Annotated in this window: 19 protein-coding genes; 10 read left to right on the top strand and 9 right to left on the bottom strand. The window is 69.7% G+C overall.

Going from position 1 to position 16,888, the window contains the following annotated elements:
• Positions 1–61: 61 nt before the first annotated feature.
• Complete coding sequence (locus ACZZZB_RS06005) at positions 62–277, bottom strand: DUF3073 domain-containing protein (protein WP_064294210.1); 216 nt, start codon at positions 275–277, stop codon at positions 62–64.
• Between the two features lie 207 nt (positions 278–484).
• Here ACZZZB_RS06005 and ACZZZB_RS06000 point away from each other — a divergent pair, with 207 nt between their 5' ends.
• From ACZZZB_RS06000 to crcB, 4 genes are read left to right on the top strand one after another with little or no spacing between them, the layout of a single operon-like run.
• Entirely contained in the window at positions 485–1,069 is a 585-nt protein-coding gene (locus tag ACZZZB_RS06000; RefSeq protein WP_463529193.1) for an HhH-GPD-type base excision DNA repair protein, read from the top strand.
• A gap of 4 nt (positions 1,070–1,073) precedes the next feature.
• Entirely contained in the window at positions 1,074–1,598 is a 525-nt protein-coding gene (locus tag ACZZZB_RS05995) for a universal stress protein (RefSeq protein WP_192004545.1), read from the top strand.
• 53 nt (positions 1,599–1,651) lie between these two features.
• The gene (locus ACZZZB_RS05990; protein ID WP_192004791.1) at positions 1,652–2,029 is read left to right on the top strand and encodes a fluoride efflux transporter FluC; all 378 of its coding nucleotides are present in this window, start codon (positions 1,652–1,654) and stop codon (positions 2,027–2,029) included.
• Entirely contained in the window at positions 2,026–2,406 is a 381-nt protein-coding gene (crcB, locus tag ACZZZB_RS05985) for a fluoride efflux transporter CrcB (RefSeq protein WP_463529192.1), read from the top strand. Before ACZZZB_RS05990 ends, crcB begins: the two co-directional genes overlap by 4 nt.
• Positions 2,407–2,475: 69 nt before the next feature.
• On the opposite strand, the gene ACZZZB_RS05980 is transcribed toward crcB, so the two are convergent.
• On the bottom strand, positions 2,476–2,766 hold the full coding sequence (locus tag ACZZZB_RS05980; RefSeq protein ID WP_079001460.1) for a hypothetical protein: 291 nt from the start codon (positions 2,764–2,766) through the stop codon (positions 2,476–2,478).
• A 59-nt stretch (positions 2,767–2,825) separates the two neighbouring features.
• Positions 2,826–4,829, bottom strand: a complete 2,004-nt coding sequence (locus ACZZZB_RS05975) for an APC family permease (protein ID WP_249406893.1) — start codon at positions 4,827–4,829, stop codon at positions 2,826–2,828.
• A 261-nt stretch (positions 4,830–5,090) separates the two neighbouring features.
• Here ACZZZB_RS05975 and ACZZZB_RS05970 point away from each other — a divergent pair, with 261 nt between their 5' ends.
• Positions 5,091–5,597, top strand: a complete 507-nt coding sequence (locus ACZZZB_RS05970) for a septum formation family protein (RefSeq protein WP_229940073.1) — start codon at positions 5,091–5,093, stop codon at positions 5,595–5,597.
• 87 nt (positions 5,598–5,684) lie between these two features.
• Here ACZZZB_RS05970 and ACZZZB_RS05965 read toward each other — a convergent pair whose 3' ends face one another.
• The 3 genes from ACZZZB_RS05965 to ACZZZB_RS05955 form a co-directional block, all read right to left on the bottom strand.
• Positions 5,685–6,314, bottom strand: a complete 630-nt coding sequence (locus ACZZZB_RS05965; RefSeq protein WP_064294217.1) for a PadR family transcriptional regulator — start codon at positions 6,312–6,314, stop codon at positions 5,685–5,687.
• Positions 6,311–7,168, bottom strand: coding sequence for a DUF4097 family beta strand repeat-containing protein (locus ACZZZB_RS05960; RefSeq protein ID WP_137242313.1), 858 nt, complete (start codon positions 7,166–7,168; stop codon positions 6,311–6,313). The genes ACZZZB_RS05965 and ACZZZB_RS05960 overlap by 4 nt, the downstream gene beginning before the upstream one ends.
• Before the next feature lie 170 nt (positions 7,169–7,338).
• Entirely contained in the window at positions 7,339–7,953 is a 615-nt protein-coding gene (locus tag ACZZZB_RS05955; protein ID WP_192018759.1) for a hypothetical protein, read from the bottom strand.
• Positions 7,954–8,158: 205 nt separating this feature from the next.
• Here ACZZZB_RS05955 and ACZZZB_RS05950 point away from each other — a divergent pair, with 205 nt between their 5' ends.
• From ACZZZB_RS05950 to ACZZZB_RS05940, 3 genes are read left to right on the top strand one after another with little or no spacing between them, the layout of a single operon-like run.
• Complete coding sequence (locus tag ACZZZB_RS05950; protein WP_191940503.1) at positions 8,159–8,434, top strand: hypothetical protein; 276 nt, start codon at positions 8,159–8,161, stop codon at positions 8,432–8,434.
• Positions 8,431–8,826, top strand: coding sequence for a hypothetical protein (locus ACZZZB_RS05945; RefSeq protein WP_463529191.1), 396 nt, complete (start codon positions 8,431–8,433; stop codon positions 8,824–8,826). Before ACZZZB_RS05950 ends, ACZZZB_RS05945 begins: the two co-directional genes overlap by 4 nt.
• Positions 8,823–10,475, top strand: coding sequence for a hypothetical protein (locus ACZZZB_RS05940; protein ID WP_463529190.1), 1,653 nt, complete (start codon positions 8,823–8,825; stop codon positions 10,473–10,475). Before ACZZZB_RS05945 ends, ACZZZB_RS05940 begins: the two co-directional genes overlap by 4 nt.
• Positions 10,476–10,703: 228 nt before the next feature.
• On the opposite strand, the gene ACZZZB_RS05935 is transcribed toward ACZZZB_RS05940, so the two are convergent.
• Positions 10,704–11,411 (bottom strand): response regulator, encoded by a 708-nt coding sequence (locus tag ACZZZB_RS05935; protein WP_463529189.1) that lies wholly within the window; start codon positions 11,409–11,411, stop codon positions 10,704–10,706.
• On the bottom strand, positions 11,408–13,072 hold the full coding sequence (locus tag ACZZZB_RS05930; RefSeq protein ID WP_463529188.1) for an ATP-binding protein: 1,665 nt from the start codon (positions 13,070–13,072) through the stop codon (positions 11,408–11,410). The genes ACZZZB_RS05935 and ACZZZB_RS05930 overlap by 4 nt, the downstream gene beginning before the upstream one ends.
• A gap of 199 nt (positions 13,073–13,271) precedes the next feature.
• Between ACZZZB_RS05930 and ACZZZB_RS05925 the strand changes: the two genes are divergently transcribed.
• Positions 13,272–14,594: a cation:dicarboxylate symporter family transporter gene (locus ACZZZB_RS05925; protein ID WP_071262402.1), complete on the top strand. Its 1,323-nt coding sequence runs from the start codon at positions 13,272–13,274 to the stop codon at positions 14,592–14,594.
• A gap of 86 nt (positions 14,595–14,680) precedes the next feature.
• Here the strand turns inward: ACZZZB_RS05925 and yczE are convergent, their stop codons facing one another.
• Complete coding sequence (yczE, locus tag ACZZZB_RS05920) at positions 14,681–15,346, bottom strand: membrane protein YczE (RefSeq protein ID WP_064294226.1); 666 nt, start codon at positions 15,344–15,346, stop codon at positions 14,681–14,683.
• Between the two features lie 63 nt (positions 15,347–15,409).
• On the opposite strand from yczE, the gene yczR reads away from it, so the two are divergent.
• Positions 15,410–16,852: a MocR-like transcription factor YczR gene (gene yczR / locus ACZZZB_RS05915; protein ID WP_121291631.1), complete on the top strand. Its 1,443-nt coding sequence runs from the start codon at positions 15,410–15,412 to the stop codon at positions 16,850–16,852.
• Positions 16,853–16,888: the final 36 nt, after the last annotated feature.

Raw genomic sequence — 16,888 nt, 5'->3', positions numbered from 1 at the left:
TGCTGAAGCGACGACGAACCGCCGATGCTGGCGCGCGCCGGAACGGTGGGGAAGGGCGCGCCTACGCGCCCTTCGCCTCACCGTCGGCGTACTTCTCGGCGTATTCAGCCCACTTGGCGATCTCGTCGTCGTAGCTCTCGTCGACGCCCGTGCCCGGGTGGTCGACGGAGTGCCCCGTGAGCTCGCGCTCGAGCGCGTTGTAGTTCACGTCCGGGCTGAACGACTTGAGCTCACGAGCGATCTTCGTGTGCTTTGCCTTTTGACGGCCACGACCCATGCGAGACCCCCTCATGATTTTCTGACCGGCCGCGCTTGCGGGGCGTCCGGGGCTTTCGCCTACCAGGGAACGATAAAGACTAGCGTTGAGCTTACCATGCCGCCCGTGGACGGGGCGCTCGTACGGAGACGGTCTGCCGGGCACCGATGCCGACACCGCGACGGAACGGGGCTGGGCCAGGACGTCGAGTGGTGGGACGATGGACCCATGACCGGAACCCTGCACATCACCGGAGATGCGGACGCCGACCGCCTGTTGTCGACCGACCCGCTCGCCCTGCTCGTCGGCATGCTGCTCGATCAGCAGGTGCCGATGGAGACCGCGTTCGCCGGCCCGATGAAGATCAGCGACCGCCTCGGTTCCTTCGACGCGGCCACGATCGCGCGGGAAGAACCCGAGGCGTTCGCCTCCCTCTTCAAGACGAGTCCCGCCGTGCACCGGTTCCCGGGTTCCATGGCCGGCCGGGTGCAGGGGCTCTGCGCCGCGATCATCGACGACTGGGACGGCGACGCTGAGGCGATCTGGACGCGCGACGCGCCCGACGGCCCGGAGATCCTGAAGCGCCTGCTCGCCCTCCCGGGGTTCGGTGAGCAGAAGGCGAAGATCTTCCTCGCGCTCCTCGGCAAGCAGTACGGGCTCGACGCGGCCGACTGGCGGGAAGCGTCGGCGCCCTACGGCGAGGACGGCAGCCTCCGGTCCGTCGCCGACATCGTCGATCCGGAGTCACTCGCGCAGGTGCGGGCGACGAAGCAGGCGGCCAAGGCCGCCGCGAAGCGCGCGAAGGGGGAGTGACGACATGAGCGACGAGCAACGGTCCACCGCGATCGTGGTCGGTGTCACGCCGGGGCAACCCGACTCCGTCCTCGTCGAGGCGGCGTCGTTCGCGCAGGCCTTCGCCTGCCGGCTCGTCCTCGCCCACGTCGATGCGAGCCGGTTCGTCGTGGTCGAGAACGTCGACGGCACCGTCACGTCGCTGCCGTTCGACGCCGATCTGCACGACTTCGAACCGGAGCCCGCCGATCCCGGCCTGGAGGCGACGGCGCATCGTCTCCTCGACGAGACCGGCGTCGCGTGGGAGCTGACCCAGCTCGCCGGGGACCCGGCGCGTGCCCTCGGCCGACTCGCCGATTCGGTGTCCGCGCGGGCGATCATCGTCGGGACCCGGGAGCGTGGCCTCCGGAAGGGCATCCTCGAGTTCTTCAACGGTTCCGTCGCCGCGACGCTGGCCCATCGGCAGGCGCGTCCGGTGATCGTGGTCCCACTCGCGCCGAGTGCCACCGACGAACCGCTCTGGGACGCCTCCGCCGGCGACCTGCGGTGACGGCCGCTCCGACGGGGACACGGGCTCCGCACCTCCAACCCGCCACGATCGCGATGGTCGCGCTCGGTGGTGCGATCGGGACGGCTGCCCGCGAGGCGATCTCCCTCGCGATCCCGCCCATCGGTGGTGTCCCCGTGGCCATCCTCGGCATCAACGTCGTCGGCGCCTTCCTGCTCGGTCTCCTCCTCGAGTCGCTCCTCCGACGCGGGCCCGACGCCGGCCGTCGACGCGATCTCCGCCTCTTCCTCGGCACCGGCGTCCTCGGCGGCTTCACGACTTACAGCGCGCTCGCGGCCGACAGCAGTGTCCTCCTCATCGAGGGGAGCGCCCTCGTGGGGGTGCTGTACGCGGTGGGGAGCGTCGTGCTGGGCGCCCTGGCGAGCTGGGGCGGCATCGTCCTCGCCCGACGGATCGGCGGTGGCCGCTCGTGACGCCCTGGCTCTTCCTCGCGATCGCGGCGGCCGGCGGTGTCGGCGCCGCGGCCCGCTTCGTCGTCGACGGCATCGTCCGTTCCCGTGTGGGCGGCGCCTACCCGTGGGGCACGACCGTGATCAACGTCAGCGGGTCGCTGCTGCTCGGCTTCGTCACCGCGCTGGCGCTCGGCGGGGTCGTCGACGAGGCGTGGCGGCTCGTCCTCGGAGGCGGGCTGCTCGGTGGGTACACGACGTTCAGCACCGCGAGTGTCGAGACCGTCCGGCTGCTCCACGACGGACGTTCCCGGGCCGGACTGGCGAACGCGTTGGGCATGCTCGTCGCGTCGGTCGTCGCGGCCCTGGTCGGCTACGGGTTCGGTTCGCTCCTCGCCTGACCGCCCGTTCGCCCAAATACGGGCGAATGAGCGTTCGTTCGCCCGAAGATGGGCGAACGAACACGCCGGCTATGCCTCGAAGCGGCGGTTGTGCCGGAGGTTCAGCACGATCGGGATCCCGAGGGCGACGACGAGCAGCAGGATGCTCCAGAAGCCGATCTCCGACCACAGCAGGAAGACGCCGAAGACGCCGAGTCCGCCCGACAGCCCGCGCAGGATGATCGTGAACTGCGGGAGTCGCTGCGGGCGGCCCTGCCACATCGGCAGCGGCGAGTCGGGGTTCGCGGCGATGAGGCGGACCATCGACAGCGTCCCGAAGACGGCCGCGAGGAACAGCAGCGAGAGACCCCAGGTGAACATGTCCCCAGTCTGTCAGTCTGCGACACGTCCCTCACGCCGTCGCCGGAGCGCGTGGCCGATCAGGAGCGGGGCTGCCCCGTGTTGCGGTCGATGTGCGGCTTCCGCTCGACCGGCTTCTTGACGCGGACGATCTCGCCACGTCGCTCCTGGCCGGGCAGCGGCCGTGACCGACGTCCGTAGATGAGCTCCGAGGAGTCGAGCAGCCACGGCACGAGGGCGACGGTCACGCCGTGGACGAGCATGATCTGGTTGCGGATCCGCGACGCCCGCCGGTTGTGGAGGAGGCTCTCCCACCAGTGCCCGACGATGTACTGCGGCATGTAGACGGTCACGACCTCGGCGCCGTGCTCAGCGCGGTGCGCCTTGATGTACTTCGCGAGCGGCATCGCGAACTCGCGGTACGGCGACTCGAGGATGACGAGCGGCACGTGGATGTTCTGTTCGATCCACTGCTGCTCGAGCAGCTTCGTGGCCTCTGGATCGATCGACATGTGGACCGCTTCGAGGCTGTCGTGCTTGGCGGCGATCGCGTAGTCCAGCGCCTTGAGGATCGGCTTCTGCATCTTGCCGACGAGGACGATCGCGTGGTCGCCGGTCGCGCCGAAGGTCGTGGTCGGGTCGACCTCGACTTCCTTCTCGACGTCGCGGTAGTAGCGGTTCACGCCGAGCATGAGGACGAAGAGGATCGGCATGAGCACGAAGACGAGCCAGGCGCCGTGGGTGAACTTCGTGATCGTCACGACGATGAGGACGCTCGCGGTGAGCAGGGCGCCGAACGCGTTGATCGCGAGGCCGCGGTAGACGGAGCCGCGGTTGTCGCAGCCCTCCCGCAGCATCCGCAGCCAGTGCTTCACCATGCCTGTCTGGCCCAGCGTGAACGACACGAACACCCCGATGATGTACAGCTGGATGAGCTGGGTGAGGTTCGCCTGGTAGACGACGAGGATCGCGCACGCGGCGAGGCCCAGGATGATCATGCCGTTCGAGAACACGAGGCGGTCGCCACGGGTGTTGAGCGACTTGGGGGCGTAGGAGTCGCGCGCGAGGACGGCGCCGAGCAGCGGGAAGCCGTTGAACGCGGTGTTGGCCGCGAGGAGCAGGACGCACGCGGTCGCCGCCTGGATGAGGAAGAACGGGATGCTGTTCGCGCCGAAGACCGCGGTCGCGACCTGGGCCATGAGGCTCGGCTGCGGCGTCGTCGCGCAGTCCGCGAACCCTTCGAGGTGACAGGCGTTCTCGGCGTAGTGCACGCGTGAGATGAGGGCGAGCGCGGTGAGGCCGACGAACAGCACGATCGCGGTGCCGCCCATGAGGACCAGCGTCTTCTGGGCGTTCTTGATCTGCGGGCGGCGGAACGCCGGGACGCCGTTCGAGACCGCTTCGACACCGGTGAGTGCGGAGCAACCAGAGGAGAAGGCGCGGAGGAGGAGCAGGATGAATGCCGCCTGGGTGAGACTCTCACCCTGCACGGTGAACTCGGCGCTCGACGCGACGGGGGCGTCGCCCATGAACGTGCGGGCGAGTCCGGCGACGATCATGACGAGCACGCTCGCGATGAAGAAGTAGGTGGGGATCGCGAAGGCCTTGCTCGACTCCCGCACGCCACGGAGGTTCACGGCCATGAGGACGAGCACGAACCCGACGGCCAACTCGACGCGCCACGGGTTCAGCCCGGGGATCGCGGAGATGATGTTGTCGACGCCGGAGGCCACCGACACGGCGACCGTGAGGACGTAGTCCACCAGGAGTGCTGAGGCGACCACGAGGCCGGCCTTCTCGCCGAGGTTCCGGTGGGCGACCTCGTAGTCGCCACCACCCGACGGGTACGCCTTGATGAGCTGCCGGTAGCTCGCGACGACCACGACGAGGAGGATCACGACGCACGCCGCGACCCACGGCGCGAAGCTCAGGAAGGCGAGCCCGCCGAGCGTCAGGATCATGAGGAGTTCCTGCGGCGCGTACGCCACACTCGACAACGCGTCGCTCGCGAAGATCGGCAGTGCGAGCCGTTTGGGGAGGAGCTGGCCCTCCAGGTTCTCGGTCGGCAGCGGGTCCCCGATCAACCAGCGTTTTGCCGATCGTGGTTCTGTCCCGGGCTCTCGACCCTCAGTTGTCACGAGCGGCGATATTACTCCTTCGGGAACCGGAGTCAAGCGGGGATGAGCTGGATGGACAGGCATCGTCACCCGACCGTGACGCAGTGTTCATCGAGCGGGGGAGTGGCGGACCAGGATGGTCGACCAATATCCTGATCGACGGCTGTTGCCTGGCTGTGAGCCCGGACAGTCGCTCGTGATCGACCACCCACCTCAAGGACCCTCATCGTGACCGCTCGCCGTCGTCTCCTCCCGCTCGCCCTCGCCGCCCTCGCCGCGGCCCTGACGCTCTCCGGTTGCAGTGTCGTGGAGGGCATCCTCCCGAAGCCCGCCGAGACCCGGGACGCGCAGTCCGGTGAGATCGTCGGTGGAGGCACGACGGACGTCTTCACCCTCTCAGTCGGTGACTGCCTGAACGACGAGTCGTCGTCCGACGAGGTCACGGAGGTGCCGACCGTGCCCTGTTCCGAGCCGCACCAGTACGAGGTGTACGGCGAGGTCACGCTGACCGGCGACGAGTGGCCCGGCGAGGAGGCCGTCACGCAGCAGGCCGACGACGGGTGCTACGCGCAGTTCCAGGCGTTCGTCGGGATCGTCTACGAGGACTCCAGCCTCGAGTTCAACTACTACACGCCGACCGAGGCCAGCTGGAACGGGGTGGACGACCGGCTCGTCACCTGCGTGATCTACGACTCCGCGGCGACCACCGGCTCGCTGGCCGGCGCGGCACGCTAGGCCGACCGCACACGCCGTACCGACGGAACCGCCCGACTCCTGTGAGGGGTCGGGCGGTTCTGTGTCTCGGCCTGCGTGTCGGGGCGCTCAGCCCTGCAGGCGCTCGCGCAGGCGGTCGCGGACGGCGACGAGGTCGGCACGCAGGGCCGACACGGTGTCGTCGTCGAGCGCGCCTCCACGGGCGACGTGCTCGCGGAGTTCGGCTCGGACCGCCTGGCGGAACTCGTTGATCGACACGTCGGTCTCGTGGAGCGCCAGGCGACCCTGCACCTTCTGATCGGCGCTCTCCTCGGCGGTCGACGTCCAGCTCGGACCGGGCTTCGCGGACTGCTTCGCCTCGCGCGCGGCTGAGGCGAGATCGGCCCGGAGGCTCTTCATAGCCGCCGTGACCCCGCTGCGGACCTCGTCGGCGATACGGCGGACGGAATCGGTGAGCTGGTCCTCGATGCCGTCGAGCTCGCCCGCCCGTGCTGCGAGCTCGGCCCGGCCCGCCTCGGTGATCTCGTAGACGGTCTTCCGACCGTCACTCGTCTTCGTGACGAGTCCCTCCTCTTCCAGCTTCGCGAGGCGCGGGTAGATGGTGCCGGCGCTCGGGCTGTAGGTGCCACCGCTCCGGTCGGTGAGTGCCTGGATGAGTTCGTAGCCGTGCTTCGGCGACTCGTCGAGCAGGCTCAGGAGGTACAACCGCAGGCTGCCGTGGGCGAAGACGGGGCTCATGCGCCTGCCTCGCTCCCTGCGGTGGTGGCCGCGCCCGCCGGCTCGGCAGCCGGGCGGCGGAGGACGGTCACCGCGCCGCCGACGGTGTTCATGCGCACCTCGGCGAACTGTCCGGACAGGGCGCCGGTGTGCGAGTTGTACCCGCCACCGCGCAGCCCCTTCAGGACGACGCCGTCGATCGCCAGGCGGCCGCCGACCGAGTTCGCCGTGTAGCGGGCGGCGAGTTCCTCGTCGAGACGGACCGTGATCGCGCCGCTCACGGTGTTCAGGTCGAGCTGTTCGCATGCACCGTGGATGTCGAGGAGCAGGTCGGAGGAGACGCCGTCGATCGAGGCGCGCGTGATGTCGCCGGAGACGGTGACGTCGCCCGAGACCGTGTGCGCCTGGATGCGACCCGTGTGGTTCTGGACCGTGAGCTCGCCGCTCACGGAGTTGAGGTCGAGCCGTCCGGTCATCCGGTCGGCCACGAGGTCGCCGGACACCGTGTTGAGCTTGGCGTCTGCGGTGAGGCCTGCGACCAGTCCGCTGGCGCTGACCACGCCGAACGTCAGGGCGATGTCGCGGGGGACGAGGACGCTGACCTGGGCCGTGGCGCGATTGGCGCCGAAGTTCGAGAACACTTCGAGGAAGTTGTCCCAGCGCAGCTGCGGGTGGTCGATCTCGGCGACGTCGCCGTCGATGGTGATCTTGAGGTCCTTGCCGGTGACGGCCCCCACCTCGATGCGGGCGCCGGGTTCGTCGTGTCCGATGATGTCGACCTGGCCGCCGATGAGGCCGACCTTGAGTCGTCTCACGAGTTCGAGGTCGATGATGCGGCTCTCGCCGGGAGCGATGATCCACTTCTCCTGTGCCATGGTGCGGTTCCTTCCGAGTGATCGCGATATATCGCGTTGAACTGGAATTCACGATATATCGCGTCTCGGTGCGTGGCAACCCCCGGAACCTCCGGGATCACCCTGAGTCGACCCTGGGATCGGCGGCCGGACGGTCGTCGCGGCGCACGTCGGTCTGCAGCGGCGGAGGCTCAGTACCAGGGAGCGATGGCCAGGTCGTCGGGGACGGACCCCTCGTCGCTCGGTGGCCCACTGCCGTCGAGGCAACTGGATCCCGCCGGGACCTCCGAGTGCGCCGACCACGGGTCGTCGGCCTCCAAATGGAAGGGCACGTACCCGACGAGCTTCGAGGATGGAGGCCTCACCTCGGCCTCGAGCGCAGCGGTGAAGTCGTCGAACTCCTTCGTGGCGTACACCGTCGCGCCCTCCAACCCCGACGACGGATCCAGCTCGCAGGAGACGGCCACCGGTCGCCACCCTGCGTCGCGCAGCTGGGCCAACATGGCGGTGGCGGCAGGCCAGGCGGGTCCGCTCGCTCCTGGTTCCGCGGTCACGTCCGACGGCCAGAGGTCCTCGACCGTGATCGCCCCGCGTTGCACGCTGACGTTGGCAGAGGTGTCCGGAACCCGTGGCCCGGTGACGCTGCCGTCCGTGAAGAGCGGATCATCGGCCAACGCGGTGAGCCGGGCGTGGTCGGTCTCGTCGGCCACGACGGGTGTCGCCGACAGGCCGCATCCCGTACAAGCGAGCGCGGCGACGAGGATCGTCAGCGACACGGTCGCGAGGCGACGATGGATCTGCTGCATGACGGTTCCCTCCGCGGCGCCCGAGCGGACGCGTCACCCTCACCGTAACCGACACCCCGGCGTGCGCCACGTCCGACGCCCGACGGGTGATGGGGAGTGCTGCCCATCGTCTTCCGGAGCCGGCGGGGTCAAGGTGGAACCATCGGATCAGGCGCCTCACCGGGATCGACCGGGCAGCGCGAACAGCACCGGAGAGCGGGGACCCATGAGTGGCACGATGCAGGTGGACGGCGCGGGCCTGGCGGCGGTCGTCCAAGCGGTGGGTGGGGCGGCCACGAGCGCGACGGGGGTCTTCTCGACCTGCCTCGACACGTCGTTCCTTGACGAGCAGGTGGCTGCGAACGCCGCCGCCTTCGAACTGACGTGGCGGACCGAGATGACGGAGGCGGGCAAGACGCTCGACGACTTCGCACGGTGGATGCAGAACGTCGCGGACACGATGGCCGGCACGGACGCGGCGCTCGCCGAGGACGCCTCATGACCGCGCCGCCGCCGCAGGCTCCGCCACCCACGGCGGTCCCGTCCGATCGTCGTGACGCGGCCGAGCGGGCCGCGACCGGCGCGCGGGTCGCGTCCCTGGCCGCGGAACTCCGAGGAGCCGGCGTCCCCGCCGGCGTCACCGAGCAGGTCGCGAGTGTGGTCCGCACGGCCGGTCTCGACGCCGTCATCGGCCTCGGCGCCGGCATGCTGACGGACGAGCAGGCGGGGGCCGTGCTGCTCGACGCCCTCATTGACGCGCGTCGCCGAGGATCCGACAGTGCGGAGACCGCCGCCGAATTGCGCGCGGTCGCCAGGCTGCAGACCGTCGTGCTGCAGCTCCTCTCCGGACTCGCCACGACCACGCGCGCCGCCGGGACCGGGGATCGATCGTGAACCTCTCCGACCTCCGCACCAAGAGCTCAGCCGAGATCGACGTGCTCGCCACCTTCATCGGCTCGCTGACCGGCGACCCGTTGAGCTTCATCACCTCGATCGGTTCGTTCGTCGATCGCGCAGTCGGGCTCATCCCCAGATCCTCCACGTTCGCGGACACCCCACCGCCGGGTGACCCGGCCACCATTGACGGGCTCGCGGAGCAGTACGAGAACGCGGTGCTCGCCGCGGAGGCGATCCAGACCACGCTCTCCACCGTCACCGCGTCGAGCCTGCCCGACGCACTCGTCGGGGTGACCGGCGCGAGCGCGACGCAGGTCCTGGCGTCCGTCAACACCCTCGTCGGCAGCGAGATCGAGGGTCTCCGGACCGGTGCCAGCGGTCTCCGCGACTACGCGGACGCCATCACCGCGGCCCGCGCCGCCCACCATCCGGGTGCGGACACCATCCGCGACGGTCAGCGGACCATCGGGAACATCTCCGTGAACCCATGGGCGATGACCAACCCGATCACCGGAGCCGGAGAGGTCGCCGGTGTGCTCTCGGACCTCATCCGCGGGGCCGGCCAGATCCTCGACGGCGTGTCCGTCTGCCACGACGCCTACGACGACGCATGGGCGGCCGGTGAGGCGCTGCAGCGGGCACTGTCGGACGCCGAAGGCTACGCCGTGCTCGCCGGCGTCGAGGTGCCCGTGGGCCAGACGCGGCTGGACGTCCTCGTCTCGCGGACGCAGTTCCCGAACGGTGACCCCGACAGTTCGGTCCTCTCCGAGACGGAATGGGCGAACTACGTCCAGAACTGGAACGCGATGAGCGACGACGAACGCGAACGCATCCTCGCGGCGATGGAAGAGTCCGGCGACCCTGCCGTCAGCGCCCTCCTCATGAGTGCGATCGCCACCGGCGCCGGCAGTTCCTCCGTGCTCGCCCTCGCCGACGCGATCAAGAACGCTCCGCCCGGCGAACGCCAGCGCATGATCGACGAGCTCACGAACCTCGGCGTCGGCGACAACGGGGACGCCACGGTGAACGGCGAGACCTTCGACCAGTACAACAACAAGACCTGCGGATCGACGACGCTCATCACCCTCGCCGCCCAGTCGGACCCGTTCCTCGCCTACTGGCTGCAGACCGGCGAGTTCCTCGACGGCCACGTGCCCGACTACCTCCGGGGACTCGACCTCGCCGACGCGGCCGGTCTGGACACCGAGGATCGGATGACGTTCCTGCAGCAGGCCGTCCAGGACCGTGCGAACGACCTGTTCCCCGGCCCGATCGACTACCCGAACGTCGCGGGCACGGCGCCCGGTGGCGCGGTCGACGAGTCGGACCGCACCGGTACCGACTACCACATCGACTGGACCAACGCCCTGGGTGGTGACTCGGGCCGAGGGGCGGCACTCACCGAGGCCGCGGCGGCGGCGAACGACGGGACGCCCGTCCCGCTCCTCGTCGGCCCGAGCGACAACACCATCCCGCAGCATTACGTGCTCATCATCGGCTTCCACGACGGCGACTACGAGATCTACGATCCGTCGACCGGCGAGACGAACTCCGTGGACGAGGACATCATGCTGAACGGCTCGGACGACCCGGTCACCGGCTTCGCGAACTGGAACCAGATCTACGCCGTCGTGAACCCGAGCTGACCCTTCGACAAGCTCAGGGACCGCGTGGGGTTGCTCGGGGATCGGAAGCAGGGGGTGGCTCGGGGACCAGGGGCTTCGGGATGGCTCGGGGACCGGGTGGGGTTACTCAGGGACCGGATGCCCGGGGCGGCTCGGGGACCGGAGGGGGGGTCGGGGACCGCGTGGGGGTGCTCGGGGACTGGAGGCAGGGGCGGCTCAGGGGCCGGGGCGGTGGAGAGCGACGTCCGCTCAGCGCCAGCGGTACTCGAGCTCCGGTCGTCCGGGAGTGCCGTAGCGCGGTGAGCGCTCGACGGCGCCCGTCTCGGCGAGGTACTCGAGGTAGCGCCTGGCCGTCACCCGCGACAGGGACCCGGCGGCTGCCGCCTCGCTCGCGGAGAGCGGTCCGGCTGCCTGCCGGAGGAGGTCCGAGACCAGGCGGAGGGTGTCCTCCGAGAGTCCCTTCGCCAGCTGCGGACGGGAGGACGGCGCTCGCAGGGTGGCGAGCGTGAGGTCCACCTCGTGCTGGCTGGCGAGGGCTCCCTCCGCCGTCATGGTCTGCCGGAAGGTGCGGTACGTCTCGAGCTTGTCGGCGAACGCCGGGAATGCGAACGGCTTGATGAGGTACTGCACGATGCCGGCCGAGACCGCCGCTCGGACGATCCGGAGGTCGCGCGCAGCGGTGATGGCGATGACGTCGACGTCGATGCCGGCGGTCCGGATCCGTCGGCAGAGTTCGAGTCCGTGCGCATCCGGCAGGTTCAGGTCGAGCAGGACCAGGTCGATCCGGTCGTCGGGGGAGCGATGGGCCGCGGTGGCCCGCAGCGCCTGCATCGCGGTGGCCGCATCGCCCGCCACCCCGGCCAGTTCGAAGCCCTCCACGCGGCGCAGGTAGGACGCGTGGGCCTGCTGGGCGATCGGTTCGTCCTCGACGACGAGGACTCGGATCCGCTCGCTCATGCGTCCGCCCCGTCCCGGACCCCGACCGCGGCCGGCAGCGTCACGACGAACGCCGAGGACGGCTCCTGGACGACCTCGATCGTCCCACCGAGTCGCGTCACGGCCTGCTGGACCAGGGCGAGCCCGAAGCCGCGACCGTACCGACCCGGTTCCTTCGTGGACCAGCCCCGCGCGAACGCGAGGTCGAGGTCGGACGGTGCCAATCCGGGTCCACTGTCGGTCACCTGGATCACGAGTTCCGTGGCTTCCGCGCCGGCGTCGGCGGACCGCCCGGCTGCCGATGCGTCGGGGAGTCCCTGACCGAGGTAGACCTCCACCCAGGGCCGTTCGCCGGTGGCCGCATCGATCGCGTTGTCGATGAGGTTGCCGAGGATGGTGACGATCACCGCAGGGTCGACGCGCACCCGTCCGAGCGTCGGGTCGCTCTCGAGGTGCAGCTCGACCCCCTGCTCCGCGGCCTGGGCCGTCTTGCCGAGCAGGAGCGCCGAGATCACCGGCTCCTGTTCCGCCGCGAGCACGCGGTCGGTCAACCGCTGACTCGCTCCGAGTCCCTGCGCCGCGAGGTCGAGCGCCTCCTCCCGCCGGTCGAGTTCGATGAGCGAGACGATCGTGTGCAGCCGGTTCGCGAACTCGTGGGTCTGCGAGCGCAGGGCGTCGCTCATCGTCCGCATCGAGGCCAGCTCGCCGCTCAGGTGTTCGATCTCGGTGTGGTCGCGCAGCGTCATCACCCACCCACGCGGGTGCGGGCCTGCCGTCTCGCCCGGACCGACCGCCGACTCCTGGTTCACGACGAGCACGTGGTCGCGTGTGAGGTGGATCTCGTCGACGGCTTGGCGTCCGCTCGCGAGGAGCTCCCGTAGCCCCGCGTCGATCGGCAGCTCGTCGACCGGCGCCGCACCCGGGGAACGCTCGCCGAGGGGAAGGCCGAGCAGTTCGGCCGCCTGGTCGTTGACGAGCACGAGACGGTGGTGGCGGTCCACGAGGACGAGCCCCTCGCGTACGGAGTGGAGCACCGATTCGTAGTAGTCGAACATCCTGGCGAGGTCCTCCGGTCCGCGCGAACCGGTGACCCGTGCGAGGTAGCGGCGGAGCGTCCAGGAGCCGATCGCGCCGATGACGAGCACGAGCAGGGCCGTCCCGAGCAACCACGGCACCCGGGTCTCGAAGGTCTCGGACACGTTGCTGACCGTGACGCCCGCGGCGACGAGGGCGACGACCTCGCCGGCGTCGTCACGGATGGGTGCGACGGCGCGGACCGAGGGGCCGAGCGTGCCCGTGTACGTCTCGGTGAAGGTCCGTCCCTCGAGCGCCGGTCCGATCGTGCCGATGAACGGCTTGCCGATCTGGTCGCGCTCGCGGTGCGTGTACCGGGTGCGATCCGGAGCCATGATCGTCACGAAGTCGACGCCGGTGTCGCGCATGAGCGCCTCGGCGTAGGGCTGGAGCGCGTCCGACGGGCGATCCGAGCCGAGCTGCGCGACGACGTAGGGGTTGTCCGCGACGCCGTTCGCGACGTCGAGGCACTTCGCGACCGCGCGGTCCTCGGTCTCGGTGCGGGCCTGGAACCAGAGCAGGACGCCGGCGACGAGCGTCATCGCGACGACCGCGACGAGCTGCACGAGGAAGAGCCGCGAGGCGATGCTCCTGGACCGACCGGCCATCGCGTCACCTCCGTCTGCTCCGTCGCGTCGACCCCTCAAGTATCGGTGGTGACGACGGCCTCAGGCGTCGCCGACCGCGACCAGTACGACCACAAGCGGTCACTACGACCACAACCCGCTCGATCCGGCGGGGTGGTCGCAGCATGGGGCGATCGACCACCCGCTGCCGCACTGACGCGGCCGACGAAACGGATCCGGAATGGCAATGACGCTCTCCTCCCTGAAACGGCTGGACAAGACCCACTACCTCTACCTCGCGGTGATCGTCGCGGTGCTCGCCGGCATCGTCGTCGGCCTCGCCGCCCCGGAGTTCGCGAAGGGACTCAAACCCATCGGCGACGCCTTCGTGGCGCTGATCAAGATGATGATCGCCCCGGTCATCTTCTGCACCATCGTGATCGGCGTCGGGTCGATCGCGAAGGCCGCGACCGTCGGCAAGGTCGGCGGGCTCGCGCTGCTGTACTTCATCGTGATGTCGACCTTCGCCCTCGCGATCGGCCTCGTCGTCGGCAACCTCATCCAGCCGGGCGCCGGCTTGAACCTCGCCGAGACGAGCTACCAGGTGGAGGGGGAGGCCAAGAGCACGACCGAGTTCATCCTCGGCATCATCCCCACGACGCTCGTGTCCTCGCTGACCGGCGGCAACATCCTGCAGGTCCTCTTCGTCGCCCTGCTCGTCGGCTTCGGGCTGCAGAAGATGGGGACGACGGGTGAACCGATCCTGCGCGGCATCAAGCTCATCCAGGCGCTCGTGTTCCGGGTGCTCGCGATGATCATGTGGATCGCACCCATCGGCGCCTTCGGCGCGATCGCCGCCGTGACCGGGTCCGCCGGAGCGAGCGCGCTCGTCGGGCTGGCCACCCTCATGATCGCGTTCTACATCACCTGCGCGTTGTTCATCGTCGTCGTGCTCGGCGGGGTCTTGCGCCTCGCCACGGGCTTCAACATCTTCAAGCTCATGAAGTACCTCGGCCGTGAGTACCTCCTCATCGTCGGCACCTCCTCCTCCGAGGCGGCGCTCCCGCGACTCATCGCGAAGATGGAGCACCTCGGTGTCTCCAAGCCGGTCGTCGGCATCACCGTCCCGACGGGCTACTCCTTCAACCTCGACGGCACCGCGATCTACCTCACCATGGCGTCGATCTTCATCGCCGACGTCATGGGTGTCCCGATGAACCTCGGGGAGCAGATCTCGCTCCTCGTGTTCATGATCATCGCGTCGAAGGGCGCCGCGGGCGTCACCGGCGCTGGTCTCGCGACCCTCGCCGGCGGCCTGCAGGCCAACCGACCCGACCTCGTCGACGGGGTCGGCCTCATCGTCGGCATCGACCGCTTCATGTCGGAGGCGCGTGCGCTCACGAACTTCACCGGCAACGCGGTCGCCACGATCATCATCGGCACGTGGGTGAAGGAGGTCGACCGGGTGCAGGTCGGCGAGGTCCTCTCCGGTCGCTCGCGGTTCGACGAGGCGACGATGAGCGTCGACGACCACACGGGCGCAGTCGCGGTGGCGAAGCGCTGAGCAGCAGGCCCTTCGACAGGCTCAGGGACCGGAGAACCCGGTCCCTCAGCCTGTCGCTCCCGGACCCTGAGCCTGTCGAAGGGTGCTCAGTTGGCCGGTGAGTCGACGATCGGCTTCGACGGCGGGGTGTCGCCCTCCAGCACCGCCTCGTCCACGGCGGTGGTCGAGTGTTCCGTACGCGGAGCGATCCGGAACAACGGGATCGTGTAGCCGCAGATCGGGCCGATGAGCACGGCGAAGACCACTGTTCCGATGCCGACGTTCCCGCCGAGCAGCCACCCGATGCCGAGGACGACGAGCTCCACGCCCGTGCGCCCGACCCAGATCGGCCACCCGGTGACACGGTGGATGCCGGTCATGAGGCCGTCCCGCGGGCCGGGGCCGAAGTTGCCGCCGATGTAGAGGCCGGAGGCGACGCCGAGGAGGAGCAGTCCGCCGGCGAACAGCAGGATGCGCGCCCAGAGGTCGAGGTCCGCGGGGATGAACGCCAGCCCGATGTCGGCCGATGGCCCCACGAGGAGGACGTTCAGGACGGTGCCGACACCCGGCCGCTGCTTGAGCGGGATCCAGGCGAGGAGCACGAGCCCGCCGACGATGATCGTGATGAGTCCGAAGCTCAGGCCGGTCCGCAGGTTGAGTCCCTGAGTGAGGACGTCCCAGGGGGCGACCCCGACGGCACCGCGCACGATCATCGCGATGGCGATGCCGTACAGGAAGAGGCCGATGAGGAGTTGGAGCACACGACGGGTCATGGTGGACAATCCAATTGCACGATTGGCTTTGGCGCTAGAGGCCAATCTGGGTATCGTGGTTCAATGGCTTCCATCACCCTGAGTGCCCGATCGCTCGCCGCCCTGCTCGGGCAGTGGAAGACCGCTGCGCCCGCATACCGCGGTCTCGCCGACCGAATCCGACTCCTCGTCCTCGACGGACGCATCCCGGTCGGTACCCGTCTGCCGGCCGAGCGGGAACTGGCCGATCGGCTCGCGCTGAGCCGCACCACGGTCACCGCGGCGTACCGCGAACTGCGCGAGGCGGGCTACCTCCGCAGCATCCGCGGTTCTGGCAGTGTCACCCTCCTGCCGTCGGCGCCCACTGCGCTGGCTCCCGTGCCACAGGGCGGGTTCCTCGATTTCAGCAAGGCCGCCGTCCCGCCGTGCCCCGAGATCATCGACGCCGTCGCCACCGCCGCCGCAGAACTGCCGCGGTACATGCACGACTTCGACTACGATCTCGTCGGCATGCCCGAGCTGCGGCAGGCCATCGCCGACCGCTACACCGCGCGCGGGCTGCCCACCGACCCCGACGAGATCATGGTGACCGTGGGGGCTCAGCACGCGATCGCCCTCATCGCGCGCACCCTCCTCAGCCGAGGCGACCGCGTCCTCGTCGAGATGCCGAGCTATCCCCACGCCTACGAGGCACTCCGGGCGGCCGGGGCCAGGCTCGGCGCGGCGACCGTCTCCTCGGAGACCGGCTGGGACGTCCGCGAACTCGAGCAGTGGTTCGAGCGCACGAGCCCCGCGATGGCGTACCTCATGCCGGACTTCCACAACCCGACCGGGGCGTCGATGCCGCTCGAGACCCGCCGACGGGTCGCCGCAGCCGCCGAGCGGCACGGGACGGTGCTCGTGATCGACGAGACCACGGCGGAACTCGACATCGACCGGCCGACGGACCAGGGGCTCGACGGCACGCCGTTCGCTGCTCTCGAGGGTGCGCCGGCGTCGATCATCACGATCGGTTCGGTGGGCAAGACGATCTGGGGCGGGCTCCGCATCGGGTGGATCCGGGCCGAGCGCGGCACGATCAGGAAGCTCGTCTCGGCACGCTCGCTGGGCGACCTCGGCACCCCGATCCTCGACCAGCTGACCGTCCAGCAGTTGATGCCGGCGATGGACGGCATCGTCGCCCGGCGCGGTGTCGCGCTCGGCGAGACCCGCGACCGGCTCGTCGACCTCCTGGCCGACCGCCTCCCCGAGTGGACCGTGCCGCGGGTCGATGGCGGGATCGCCACCTGGGTGAACCTCGGCGAGGCCGCGTCATCGCAGCTCTCGCTCGCGGCGCGGAGCCACGGGCTCGTGATCGTCGCCGGGCCGCGGTTCGGGATCGACGGTGCGTTCGAGCGTTACCTGCGCATCCCGATCAGCTATCCGTGGGCCCAGACGGAGCAGGCGGTCGAGCTGCTGACGCAGACGTGGCACTCCGCGATGTTCGGGCACGTGCCGGCCCTGGACTACCTCGAAGACGTCGTCTGAGGTCGCCGCCGACGAGTGTGACACCGCTCCACACGC

It is taken from the genome of Plantibacter sp. AC185 (assembly GCF_979258065.1).
Note: the sequence above shows the minus strand (reverse complement) of the source record. Positions and strands in the feature narration are given on the sequence as shown.

Bases quoted from the DNA above. Each gene is read 5' to 3' on its own strand.
- ACZZZB_RS05960 (WP_137242313.1), bottom strand. From the start codon at position 7,168: ATGGCACAGGAGAAGTGGATCATCGCTCCCGGCGAGAGCCGCATCATC.
- ACZZZB_RS05950 (WP_191940503.1), top strand. From the start codon at position 8,159: ATGAGTGGCACGATGCAGGTGGACGGCGCGGGCCTGGCGGCGGTCGTC.
- ACZZZB_RS06000 (WP_463529193.1), top strand. From the start codon at position 485: ATGACCGGAACCCTGCACATCACCGGAGATGCGGACGCCGACCGCCTG.
- ACZZZB_RS05945 (WP_463529191.1), top strand. From the start codon at position 8,431: ATGACCGCGCCGCCGCCGCAGGCTCCGCCACCCACGGCGGTCCCGTCC.
- ACZZZB_RS05930 (WP_463529188.1), bottom strand. From the start codon at position 13,072: ATGGCCGGTCGGTCCAGGAGCATCGCCTCGCGGCTCTTCCTCGTGCAG.
- ACZZZB_RS05925 (WP_071262402.1), top strand. From the start codon at position 13,272: ATGGCAATGACGCTCTCCTCCCTGAAACGGCTGGACAAGACCCACTAC.
- ACZZZB_RS06005 (WP_064294210.1), bottom strand. From the start codon at position 277: ATGGGTCGTGGCCGTCAAAAGGCAAAGCACACGAAGATCGCTCGTGAG.
- yczR (WP_121291631.1), top strand. From the start codon at position 15,410: ATGGCTTCCATCACCCTGAGTGCCCGATCGCTCGCCGCCCTGCTCGGG.
- ACZZZB_RS05980 (WP_079001460.1), bottom strand. From the start codon at position 2,766: ATGTTCACCTGGGGTCTCTCGCTGCTGTTCCTCGCGGCCGTCTTCGGG.
- ACZZZB_RS05995 (WP_192004545.1), top strand. From the start codon at position 1,074: ATGAGCGACGAGCAACGGTCCACCGCGATCGTGGTCGGTGTCACGCCG.
- yczE (WP_064294226.1), bottom strand. From the start codon at position 15,346: ATGACCCGTCGTGTGCTCCAACTCCTCATCGGCCTCTTCCTGTACGGC.
- ACZZZB_RS05965 (WP_064294217.1), bottom strand. From the start codon at position 6,314: ATGAGCCCCGTCTTCGCCCACGGCAGCCTGCGGTTGTACCTCCTGAGC.
- ACZZZB_RS05935 (WP_463529189.1), bottom strand. From the start codon at position 11,411: ATGAGCGAGCGGATCCGAGTCCTCGTCGTCGAGGACGAACCGATCGCC.
- ACZZZB_RS05990 (WP_192004791.1), top strand. From the start codon at position 1,652: ATGGTCGCGCTCGGTGGTGCGATCGGGACGGCTGCCCGCGAGGCGATC.
- ACZZZB_RS05955 (WP_192018759.1), bottom strand. From the start codon at position 7,953: ATGCAGCAGATCCATCGTCGCCTCGCGACCGTGTCGCTGACGATCCTC.